This window comes from Luteibacter sp., assembly GCF_036500425.1.
Taxonomy (GTDB): domain Bacteria; phylum Pseudomonadota; class Gammaproteobacteria; order Xanthomonadales; family Rhodanobacteraceae; genus Luteibacter.
The window spans coordinates 1-10830 of record NZ_DASYCB010000042.1; the positions used below are offsets into that span (position 1 = coordinate 1).

The window sequence follows — 10830 nt, forward strand, 5'->3', positions numbered from 1 at the left end:
CGCTTGCGCGCGATGGGTGCTCGCGGCAAGACCCATCGCGCGCAAGCGCGCTCCTACACGGTGTAGGGGAATGCCCTCGCGGCTTTGCTTGAAGGCCCTACAAGGACTACGGATAGTGGCCGATGGGGCATCGGGCCGCATGAGGTCAACCTGTGTGAGCCCACTGACGGGCTTTCATCAAGGACGATCATGCACGTACGCACCCTTTTCGCGCTCGCAACCCTGCTGGCCGTGACCACCTCAGCGCAGGCGACTACCGATATCTACGCACCTTATCCGGTGGTGGTGAAGAAGAGCGGCTTCGACAAGGAAAAGACCTACCGTGAAGTACGCAGCGAGGTGCTTGCCCAGTGCGACCGCGACGAGGCCTACCTGGACGCGGTGAATTTCGAGTTCCTGGAAGGCTGGGGCGCGGCGCAAGGCACGCATTTCATCATCGCCAAGGGCACCTGCCGCGTTCACCCATAAGCGATAGCGCCTGTAGCGCCTTCGTGGGAGCCACACCCTGTGGGCGACAGCTTTCGCGTATCGCCACAGGTGTGATGTAGGAGCGTGCTTGCACGCGATGGGGGCTTGCGGCAAGACCCATCGCGCGCAAGCGCGCTCCTGCAGGGGTTACCAGATTTTTACGCGCTGCTTCGGGTCGAGGTACAGCTTCTGCCCGGCCTTGGGCTGGAACGCGTCGTACCACTGGTCGATGTTGCGCACGGTCTGGGCGCGGAAGTTGCCCGGGGCGTGCACATCGCCGACGATCTGCGAACGCAGGGCGGCATCGCGGGTCTTCTCACGCCAGCTCTGGGCGAAGGCGAGGAAGAAGCGCTGGTCACCACTCAGGCCATCGATCACCGGGGCCGGCTTGCCGCCGAGGCTGTTCTTGTATGCGGCGTACGCGATGGTCAGGCCCGATACGTCGGCGATGTTTTCGCCGAGGGTCTGCTGGCCGTTGACGTGCAGGCCGGGCAGGGCTTCGTACGCATTGAACTGCGCGACGAGCTTCTGGCCCGCTTCCTTGAAATGCTTCTGGTCGGCATCGGTCCACCAGTTGGCCAGGCGGCCCTGGGCGTCGAACTCGGCACCGAGGTTGTCGAAGCTGTGGCTGATTTCATGGCCGATCACCGCGCCGATCGATCCGTAGTTCGAAGCCGGATCCGCCTTCGGATCGAAGAACGGCGCTTCAAGGATGGCGGCGGGGAAGTTCAGCGCATTCTGCAGCGGCAGGTTCACCGCGTTCACCGTCTGCGGGGTCATCCACCATTCGTCGCGATCCACCGGCTTGCCGAGCTTGGCCTTCTGGTGCGCGTACTCGGCCAGTTCGGCGCGGATGTGGTTACCCACGGCGTCGTCGGGCTTGATCTCCAGCTTTGAGTAATCGCGCCAGGTATCCGGGTAGCCCACGCCCACCTTGATGGTGGCGATCTTGGCCTTGGCCTTCTCGCGCGTGGCCGGGGTCATCCACTCCAGCTGGCCGACGCGGTCGTCGAACGCCTTCAGGATGTTCTTCACCATGTCCTGCACTTCCGCGCGAGACGTGGCCGGGAAGTATTCCTTTACGTAGATCTGGCCGACGGCATCGCCGAGGTCGCCATTGACGCGGGCGACGCCGCGCTTCCAGCGATCACGCTGCTTGGGCGTGCCGTTGAGGGTCTTGCTGTAGAAACCGAACGAGAGGTCGTCGAACGGTTTGCCGATGAGACCGCTGGCGTTCTCGTTGATCGTGTGGAAGCGCAGCCAGGCCTTCCAGGTATCGAGCGGTTCGCTGCCGACGAGGGCGGCGAGCCTGGTCACAGTGCCCGGCTGCCAGACCACGAACGTGGCCTGGTCGCTGAGGCCGGCGGCGCTGAAGTACGCATCCCAGTCGATGCCGGGGGCTTTGCTGGCGAACGCCGTGCGCGGCCATGGGTTGTTGGCCTTATGCACGTCTTCGCTGTCGACGATGGATTCGTGGGCTTCAGCGATCTTGGTTTCCAGGGCGACGATGGCCTTGGCTTCCGCCGCCGCATCCTTGTCACCGGCCGCGGCCAGCACGGCCTGCACGTAAACGGCGTACTTGGCGCGGGTTTCGGCCATGTCCTTGTCGGTCTTCAGGTAGTAATCGCGGTTGGGCATGCCCAGGCCGCCCTGCAACAGGTAGGGCACGTTCTTCGAGGGGTCTTCCAGGCCCTGGGCCACGAACAGGCCGAGCAGGTGCTCGGTATCCAGGTTGGTGGCGTTGATCGGGTCGACGTCGGCACGCAGCTGCGCGCCCAGGGCGGTGGACAGTGCCTTGCGATCCTTGATCGCGGCGACCTTGTCCAGTTCCGGTTGCAGCGGCTTCAGGCCGGCCTTCTCGATCGCGGCCTCGTCCATGTAGGCCTTGTAGTAATCGGCGATCAGGCGCTGGTTGGTACCCGCGGCCGGGTTGCCGGTGCCGGCGGCCTTGATCAGGTCGGCGTTGCGCTTTTCGGCCTTCTGGAACACCTGCAGGAAGATGCCGGTGCTGGAGCGGTCGGCCGGGATTTCGGCGGTCTTGAACCAGGCGCCGTTGGCGTAGCCGTTGAAGTCGTCGCCGGGCTGGACGCTGTGGTCGATGCCCTTGAGGTCGATACCCGAGGGTGCGCCACCCGCAAAGGCAGCGGTGCTGGCGAGGCCGCAGGCGATAGCCGCGGCAAGGATCGTGGATTTCATGGACGTGCAGCCTCGGTGGGGGAACAGGCGCCCACGATAAGCCCGCGCGACCTCCGCCGCGCCCATGACCATTGGCCTACAAGCCCCCCATCGCGCGCAAGCGCGCTCCTACACAGGTCCTGCTGACAAAGGTGAACGGGCCCTATGCCCTAATGATCGTCCGGCGCCCGCAAGGGGTGCCGGAGGGGTGGGCCGCGGGTCGCCCGGGTTCGCCCTGACCTTTCCTTGGCAGAGATCTTTAGGGAGATCGACATGAATGCACGTTTTGAACTGACCGGCCCGCAGATGGACATCACCAGCTATCCGCTCTGGGCGCAGGACATGGTTTCGTCCTGCGAGGACGCGCGGCGGGCTATCGTCAGCCACGACATGTGGTCGCTGATGACCACGGCCCAGCTCGACCCGGAGGCCACCCGCAACTTCATGGTCGGGGTGTGGCCGGTGATCGAGCGCTTCCCGGGCTACATGGCCCACAGCCTGCTGAAGACCCGCTTCGGCCGCAGCCCGGGCGATGACCTGGCCCGGCGCTGGCTGGTGCGCAATATCCGCGTCGAGCAGAACCACGCGGAGTACTGGCTGAACTGGGCGGAATCGGCAGGTGTGTCACGGGAGGAGGTCCTGGCGGGCCAGCCGCCGAAGGGCTCACAGGCCCTGGCCGACTGGTGCGAGGAGGTGAGCCGTAACGATTCACTCGCCGCAGGCATCGCCGCGACTAACTATGCGGTGGAGGGGGCGACCGGCGATTGGTCGCAGATTGTCTATGAAAGCAAGGAGTACGCGGAGACCTTGCCGATTTCCGGCCGCAAAGCGGGCCTCCGTTGGCTTCAGCTTCATGCAGCCTATGACGATACCCATCCATGGGAGGCGCTCGAGATCGTTTGCAGCCTGCTCGGGACCCACCCCCCGGTGGACCAGGTGGAGCACATCAAGGAATGTGTGCGTCGCAGCTATATCAGCATGGCTATCACGCTGGATCGCTGCATGGACGTGGTTGGCTCGTATCGCAGCTTGAACGAGGTGGCCGCATAACTCGCAAGTTGGGTCAGTAGCGCACTATCCTCCCCGGAAAGGGAATCTGTTAAACGATGCACCGCGTTGAATCCAGTCACCTGCAACCGCTCACCAGGCGCCTCCGGCCCCTGGCGTACGCGCTTGTCGCGGGTGCGGTGCTCGTCCTGACCCTGACCTGGGTGGCCATGCAGACCCAGGTGACTCTCGCCGGTTTCCTCAACGGCGAGAGTCTCTGGTCAAAAGCCCAGAAGCAGGCAGTTATCGACCTCGACGCGTATGCGGCGCACGGCGAAAAGGCTGACCTGGATAGTTTCCGGACCAACTTCGCCGTCCTGATGGCCGATCGCTGGGCGCGCGATGCGATCGCCAGCGGCGATTACGAAAACAGCGAAGTGGAAGACGCATTCGCCCGCGGCGGGGTCATCCCCGAAGCGATTCCGGGCATGGTCTTCATCTTCGCCCACTTCAGCAACATGCCTTACGTGCGGGAAGCCGTCGCGGAGTGGCGCTCCGTCGACGCGAGCCTGGTCGAGCTGGAAGACACCGCGGACCGGCTGCAACATGCCTACGAGGCAGGCACCATGGACGCCGCGGCGATCGATCGCGAACGCGGCCGTATCGATGATCTCAACCGTTTCATGGAGCCGCGGGCCAAGGCGTTCTCGCTGGATATCGCCAACGGCGCGTCGTGGCTGGGCCGGGTGCTGTTCTTCACCGTGATCGCCGTGGCGTTGCTCGCCGGTTTGCTGTGGCTGCGCTTCGCGCGGCGCATCCTCGCTGGCATCCGTGGTACCGAGGAGCGCTACAGCCTGCTGTTCGATAGCGCGGCCGATGCGATCTTCATGGTCGATGAAGGCACGGGCGCCATTCTCGATGCGAACCACCGCGCCGCGGCATGGGTAGGTTGCCAGCGTGGCGAACTGATCGGCCTGCCACTGACGACCCTGTTTATCGAAGGCTCCGCGCATTCCGGCGTGGGCCTGTTGCGTTCCGCCGGTGGCGGCACCCGTCCCGTTGAAACCCAGAGCAGCCTCGTCGTATGGGGCCAGATGCAGGTCAGCCAGGCGATCGTGCGCGATATCTCCGATCGGGTCGCCATGGAGCAGGAACGCAAGATCGCCGCCGAAGCGCTGGCCAGCATCGCCGAGGGCGTGATCATCGCGGACGCCGACCGCCGCGTCACCACGACCAATGCCGCGCACCAGAAGCTCACGGGCATGCCGTTGCACGCGCTGCGCAACAAGCTGCTCGATGCCACGCGCACGCTGCCGGATGGCCGGCCGCTGCCGCAATCGTTGTGGGACGAGGTCGCGGCGGGCGATAACTGGCTCGGTGAGGTGGAGAGCCGCCGCGCCGATGGCTCGGTCTACCCCGAGCTGATGAGCATCAGCAGTATTCGCGACAAGGATGGCCGGCCGCAGCATTACGTGGCGGTGGTTTCCGATATCACCACGCGCAAGGCCGATCGTCAGCGCCTGCAGCACATGGCGACGCACGATCCGCTGACTGGCCTGGTCACCCGTTCCGAGTTCGAGCGGCGCTGCGCGGAGGCGATCACCCGGGCGGCGCATGCACGTGGCGCGGCGGTGGTGCTGTTCGTCGACCTTGATGCCTTCAAGGTAGTGAACGATAGCTACAGCCATGCGACCGGTGATGCGCTGCTGATTCGCGTGGCCGAGCGCATCCGCTCGCAGCTCACGCCTAATGATGTCGCGGGGCGCATTGGTGGTGACGAATTCACCGTGCTGCTCGCCGACCTCCGTTCGCGCGAGGAGGCACTGGTGCTGGCCGAGGCCTTGCTCGCCGCGCTCTCGCGCCCGTTCGACCTGGGCGATTACGAACTGTTCGTTTCGGCAAGCATCGGCATCGCCGGTTATCCGCTGGATGGCAATGACGCCGTCACGCTGATCGCCAACGCGGATGCGGCTATGTATGTCGCCAAGATGGAGGAGCGCAATGCGCTGCGCTTCTATACCCCGAAGATGCACGCCGATGCGCGCCGCCGCCTGAAGCTGGCCGGCGAGTTGCGCCAGGCCTTGCAACGTAATGAGTTCCACCTGGTGTACCAGCCCAGCGTGGAGATGAAGACGGGCCGCATCGTGGCCGTGGAAGCGCTGATCCGCTGGCAGCACCCCGAGCGTGGGGTGGTGCCGCCGGATGAATTCATCCCGATTGCCGAAAGCCTGGGCCTGATTCGCCAGATCGACCAGTGGGTGTTGCAGCGCGCGCTGGAGCAGCTGAAGGTGTGGGACGATGCGCGCCTGCCGCAGTTGCGCATGGCGGTGAACGTATCAGCGGGTTCGTTCAGCCATCCGGATTTTCTTGCGGGCGTGGGTCAGGCGTTGCTGGCCAGTGGCGTGTCGCCAAAGCGTCTGCTGGTCGAACTCACCGAGAGCGCGATCCTGCGCATGGGTGAGGATACCGAGCGCGCGATGCTGGCGCTGCATAATCTCGGCGTGGCGGTGGCGATCGATGATTTTGGTACCGGCTATTCCTCGCTGGCCTACCTGAAGCTGCCCGCTGTGGCGTACCTGAAGATCGACCGCAGTTTCGTCACGGGCTTGCCGGCCAGCGGCAACGATGTGGCGATTACCGAGGCCATGGTGGCGATCGCCCGCAGCCTGGGCCTGCATACGATCGCGGAAGGCATCGAGACGGAATCGCAGCACGATTTCCTCCTGCGCGCCGGCTGCCAGGAGGGCCAGGGCTACCTCTACTCCCGCCCGGTCGCCACTGAAGACATCGCCCGCCTGCTGGCGCCCAAGCCCGGCGCGACCAGCGGCAAGCACCTCAGCCTGGTCCCCCCTCGCCGCGCCTGACCCCTGTAGGAGTGCGCTTGCGCGCGATGGGTGCTCGCGCCACCCCACCCCTGTAGGAGCGCGCTTGCGCGCGACGGGTGCTCGCCGTAACCCCTATCGCGCGCAAGCGCGCTCCTACAAGACGCTGCTTGCCCCTGTGGTTCAGGCTGGGTGTCCCCATATATCCGCCCAACGTCTCCGCGTAAGGATCTTTCGTGCCCAACCACGATCCCATCGTCTTCCTGTTCGATGTCGATAACACCCTGATCGATAACGACCGCTTTAGTGCTGATCTCGCGGCGCAGCTGGTCCAGCGCTTGGGTGAAGAAGGCCACGCGCGCTACAACGCCATCGACAAGGAGATCCGCGGCCAGGTGGGCTATGCGGATTACCTGGGTGTGCTGCAGCGCCTGCGCGGCCAGCAGAGCAGCCCCGATTTCATGCAGATGAGCTTCTTCCTGCTGGATTACCCGTTCGATGAGCGCCGCTTCCCTGGTGTGCTCGAGGCGATCGACCACCTGCGTACGCTCGGCCGGCCGGTGATCATGTCCGATGGCGATACCGTGTTCCAGCCGCGCAAGATCCGCCGCGCAGGGCTATGGGATGCGTTCCGCGGCGATGTGCTGATCTACGTGCATAAAGAAGAGATGCTCGACGATATGCAGAAGACGTATCCCGCCGCGCATTACGTGATGGTGGATGACAAGCCGCGGATCCTCGTCGCGATGAAAAAGCTGATGGGCGATCGCGTCACCACCGTGTGGGTGAAGCAGGGCCATTACGCCGTTGCCGCCGGTAACGAGCTGGTTGAGACGCCGCCGGATATCACCATTAATGGCGTCGGTGAGTTGGCGACGATGGGGCGCGAAGCCTTTACCGTTATCGCGTGACCCATCGCGCGCGAGCGCGCTCCTACAAGAGCGCTGCGGTAACGTGGATCGCGCGCAAGCGCGCTCCTACACAAGACCTGCGCAGGCTTTTGTAGGAGCGCGCTTGCGCGCGATGGATGTGCCTCACGCATCAAATGCCCCAGGCAGCCACTGCACCTCATCCCCCTCAAACACGACGACATCAAACCGGCATGTCCGGTTTGCATCCCAGGGGTTCGCCGCCATCCAGATATGTGCGGCGCTGATGATGCGCTGGCGTTTACTCGCGGTGATCGAGCCGAGGGCGCCGCCAAACGCGCGGCTCTGCCGGTAACGCACCTCGACGAAGACCAGCACCTCCCGGTGGCGCATGACGAGATCGATCTCGCCATGCCGGCAGAGGAAATTGGCGCGCACGAAGCGCAGGCCACGGTCTTCCAGAAACAAACGCGCCGCATCCTCGAAGTGATCTCCGGTGATGCGGCGAGATGGGGTGGTGTGGGGTTTGGTTCTCACGCGGACTCCTTTCCGCGCCGGGTCAGGTGGGGGGTTAACCGCTGCCGCCGTTCTCCACGGTCGGCGCGGTGGCCGGCGCTTCGAGTTCAAGGCTACCCGCGACCGGGTGGGCGACGCCGTCAGCGAAACGCGCCCAAATGAGTACGCGTCGGACCCGACCGAACTCATCGGCGACCAGCTGGCCGGTCGCACCGGGCAGGTAGCTGCCGGCGTGGCCGCGCATCCAGTCGATGTAAGGGACCAGGCCCCATGCATCCATGCCGAAGGCGAACAGGCGAGCCGCGACGCCGCGAGTGGCCGGCATCGTCGCCGCGAGATCGGCACGGCGCGGCAGGCCCGGCTGGGCATCGAACAGCCACGGTGCGTCGCAGAACTCGACGCCTTCGAGGTCGCGATCCGAGGTCGTGTCGTCGCCACCGGAGTAGACGTGCGAGGTGGCGAACACCGGCAAGGTGTCCTTCGCCAGGCGCAACTGCGGCAGTAGCAGGCGGGCCTGCTGCGGCTTCATGCTGATGAAGACGCCACTGGTGGTGGCCTCTTCCTCGGTCGGTACGGGTAGCCCGGACAGCTGTGACGAGAAATCGATGCTGTTCGCATCGAGCGTGACCTGGCTGGCCAGTGTGCCGCCCCGTGCTTGCCATTCCGCCTTGAAGGCGTTGCCGGCACGGCGGGCGAAATCATCGGTGGAGACAATCACGGTCGCCGTCTTCATGCCCTTGTCGGCCATGTGGTCGGCGACCTGGGCGCCTTCGGTTTCCGGCAGCAGGCCAAATTCATTGGCGCCCGCGGGCGGCAGGTTTTTGCTGTCGCTGGGGTAGTTCAGGGTGAGCATCGGCGCGGGCAGGGCGCCCTTGGCGAAGATCGCGGAGACCCCTTCGCGGTTGAGCGGGCCGATGACGAAGCGCGCGCCTTCGGCGACGGCCTTGTCGTAGGCGGCGACGGCGTGGGCGGCGTCGTTGCCAGCGTCATATACGACGACTTCCGGGCGCGGCGCATTGGCATGCGCCGAATCCACGTAATGGGTGAAGAAGCCATCACGAATCGCGGCGCCGGCACCGGCGAGCGGGCCAGAAAGCGGGAGCAGCAGGGCCACCTTGCCGGGTACCTTGTAGCCTTCGCGCACACCCTGGTCACCGGTGACGGTGCCGACGGCCTGGTCGAGCACGGCCGGCGAACGGCTGACATTGCCGAGCTGGGCCTGGGCTTCGGTCACCCACGGGCGCAGCGGATCGTTCGCGCCGAGATCGTTGCCGCGCCCGGTGAGTTCAGCCGAGCCGATGCCGGTAAGCAGGGTCAGGATCTCGCGGCGGTTCTGTTCGCGATCGATACCGCGCAGCTGGCCATCCAGCTCGACACGGGTTTGCGCGGCGCTCCACGGATCGCCGGCAGCGGCCTGCGCGCGGGCACGCAGTTCGGCCAGGCGTTGCTCGATCTGCGGCGAGACGCGCGTCGCCGGCTTGCCGGTCAGCGACAGCGCCGTCTTCGCATCGTTGTTCTTCAGTGCGATCTCGGCACGCAGGGCGTCGAAGCGCAGCGCGTCCTCACCTTCGAGGTGTGAACGGCGAATGTCGGCGATGGCCGGCGCGGCCCTGTCCAGCGCACCTTCCTGGCGGTAAGCCTCGCCCGCGAGCAGCTTGTAGTAGTCGCGGTGGTCGGGATCTTGCTGGGCCAGCGCAAGGTACGCCTGTGCGGCCTGGTCGAACTGGCCCTTGGTGTACATCGCCTGCGCGGCCTGGGTCGCCTCGCCCGATGGGCTGTGGGCTTCGGGTCGCGACGTGCCCGGGGTCACGCAGCCAGCGAGGGCGGCGCTGAGGAGGACACTCAGGGCTAGGGTGCGGGTCGATCGCATCGCAATTCCTTTGGGGCGCGGATAGCGCGGTGAAGGCGCCGAAACGTGGGGATCATAGCCCATCGTTTCGCGAGGCCGGTGTGAGCCCCGTCGTTGCGGTTGCGCCGCCGTATCCCTGATTCGCGCGCAGGCGTGCTTCTGCGACCGCCGGCTGTCCCGGAACCCCTGTAGGAGCGCGCTTGCGCGCGATCCCGGGTTACCTCAGGCGCCGTAGAGGGCCTTCCGCGGTGCCCCGGTGATCGCCGCCGCCATCTTCGCGGCCTTGGCCGGCGGCAGTTCTTCCTTAAGGATGCCGAACACCCGCAGGCCTTCGGCGATCCGCTCGTCCTCGCCCGCCTCACGCCCGGCCACCATCACCACGAACTCGCCGCGCTGCTGGTTGGCATCGTTGGCTACGGTGCCGACCAGTTCGCCCAGCGGTGCGCCGAGCACGGTTTCGAACATCTTGGTGAGCTCGCGGGCCACGACGGCCTCGCGCTCGGCCCCGAAGACGTCGCGCATGTCTTCCAGGCATTCGAGGATGCGGTGTGAGGATTCATAGAAGATGAGCGTGCGCGGTTCACCTGCCAGCTCACCAAGCCGCGCCTTGCGTGCGCCGGACTTTGCGGGGAGGAACCCTTCGAAGATGAACCGATCGCTGGGCAGGCCGGCGACCGACAGCGCGGCGATGACCGCGCTGGCGCCCGGCACGGGGCTGACTTTCAGCCCGGCTTGCCGTGCGGCGCGGACCAGGCGGAATCCGGGGTCGCTGATCAGCGGGGTGCCCGCGTCGGAGACCAGGGCGACGTCCTCGCCGTGGCGCATGCGTTCGACCAGGCCATCCACCGCGGTGCGCTCGTTATGGTCGTGCAACGCGACCAGCGGCTTGTCGATGCCTAAGTGCTGCAGCAGGGGGCGCGTGTGCCGGGTGTCCTCGGCGGCGATCACCGAGACCTGGCCCAGGGTAGCCACGGCGCGCGCGCTGATGTCATCGCGGTTGCCGATCGGCGTGGCGACGACGTGCAGGGTGCCGGGGCGTGGAGTGGGCATGGCGTGTGTATTCGTAGGCAAACAGGGATTGTAGCCCCCTGTAGGAGCGCGCTTGCGCGCGATGGGTCGTGTCGCGAGCACCCATCGCGCGCAA

At 65.8% G+C, this 10830-nt stretch carries 8 protein-coding genes; 4 read left to right on the top strand and 4 right to left on the bottom strand.

What is annotated here, in order from left to right:
- Nucleotides 1–189 precede the first annotated feature (189 nt).
- Nucleotides 190–468 (top strand): hypothetical protein, encoded by a 279-nt coding sequence (locus VGN46_RS10125; protein ID WP_331643325.1) that lies wholly within the window; start codon nt 190–192, stop codon nt 466–468.
- A gap of 147 nt (nt 469–615) precedes the next feature.
- Here VGN46_RS10125 and VGN46_RS10130 read toward each other — a convergent pair whose 3' ends face one another.
- On the bottom strand, nt 616–2664 hold the full coding sequence (locus VGN46_RS10130) for a M13 family metallopeptidase (protein ID WP_331643327.1): 2049 nt from the start codon (nt 2662–2664) through the stop codon (nt 616–618).
- Between the two features lie 252 nt (nt 2665–2916).
- Here VGN46_RS10130 and VGN46_RS10135 point away from each other — a divergent pair, with 252 nt between their 5' ends.
- The 3 genes from VGN46_RS10135 (at nt 2917) to VGN46_RS10145 (ending at nt 7363) form a co-directional block, all read left to right on the top strand.
- Complete coding sequence (locus tag VGN46_RS10135) at nt 2917–3693, top strand: TenA family transcriptional regulator (protein ID WP_331643329.1); 777 nt, start codon at nt 2917–2919, stop codon at nt 3691–3693.
- A gap of 56 nt (nt 3694–3749) precedes the next feature.
- Nucleotides 3750–6494, top strand: a complete 2745-nt coding sequence (locus VGN46_RS10140; protein WP_331643331.1) for a putative bifunctional diguanylate cyclase/phosphodiesterase — start codon at nt 3750–3752, stop codon at nt 6492–6494.
- A gap of 194 nt (nt 6495–6688) precedes the next feature.
- Nucleotides 6689–7363, top strand: coding sequence for an HAD family hydrolase (locus VGN46_RS10145; RefSeq protein WP_331643334.1), 675 nt, complete (start codon nt 6689–6691; stop codon nt 7361–7363).
- 123 nt (nt 7364–7486) lie between these two features.
- Here VGN46_RS10145 and VGN46_RS10150 read toward each other — a convergent pair whose 3' ends face one another.
- The 3 genes from VGN46_RS10150 to rsmI all read right to left on the bottom strand — a co-directional run bounded on the left by VGN46_RS10150 (nt 7487) and on the right by rsmI (nt 10736).
- Nucleotides 7487–7858 (bottom strand): YraN family protein, encoded by a 372-nt coding sequence (locus VGN46_RS10150; RefSeq protein WP_331643336.1) that lies wholly within the window; start codon nt 7856–7858, stop codon nt 7487–7489.
- 34 nt (nt 7859–7892) lie between these two features.
- Nucleotides 7893–9707 (bottom strand): penicillin-binding protein activator, encoded by a 1815-nt coding sequence (locus VGN46_RS10155; RefSeq protein WP_331643338.1) that lies wholly within the window; start codon nt 9705–9707, stop codon nt 7893–7895.
- Nucleotides 9708–9908: 201 nt separating this feature from the next.
- Nucleotides 9909–10736: a 16S rRNA (cytidine(1402)-2'-O)-methyltransferase gene (gene rsmI / locus VGN46_RS10160; RefSeq protein WP_331643340.1), complete on the bottom strand. Its 828-nt coding sequence runs from the start codon at nt 10734–10736 to the stop codon at nt 9909–9911.
- Nucleotides 10737–10830 lie beyond the last annotated feature (94 nt).

Coding starts and splice junctions, on each gene's coding strand:
- VGN46_RS10125 (WP_331643325.1), top strand. CDS start 190: ATGCACGTACGCACCCTTTTCGCGCTCGCAACCCTGCTGGCCGTGACC.
- VGN46_RS10130 (WP_331643327.1), bottom strand. CDS start 2,664: ATGAAATCCACGATCCTTGCCGCGGCTATCGCCTGCGGCCTCGCCAGC.
- VGN46_RS10135 (WP_331643329.1), top strand. CDS start 2,917: ATGAATGCACGTTTTGAACTGACCGGCCCGCAGATGGACATCACCAGC.
- VGN46_RS10140 (WP_331643331.1), top strand. CDS start 3,750: ATGCACCGCGTTGAATCCAGTCACCTGCAACCGCTCACCAGGCGCCTC.
- VGN46_RS10155 (WP_331643338.1), bottom strand. CDS start 9,707: ATGCGATCGACCCGCACCCTAGCCCTGAGTGTCCTCCTCAGCGCCGCC.
- rsmI (WP_331643340.1), bottom strand. CDS start 10,736: ATGCCCACTCCACGCCCCGGCACCCTGCACGTCGTCGCCACGCCGATC.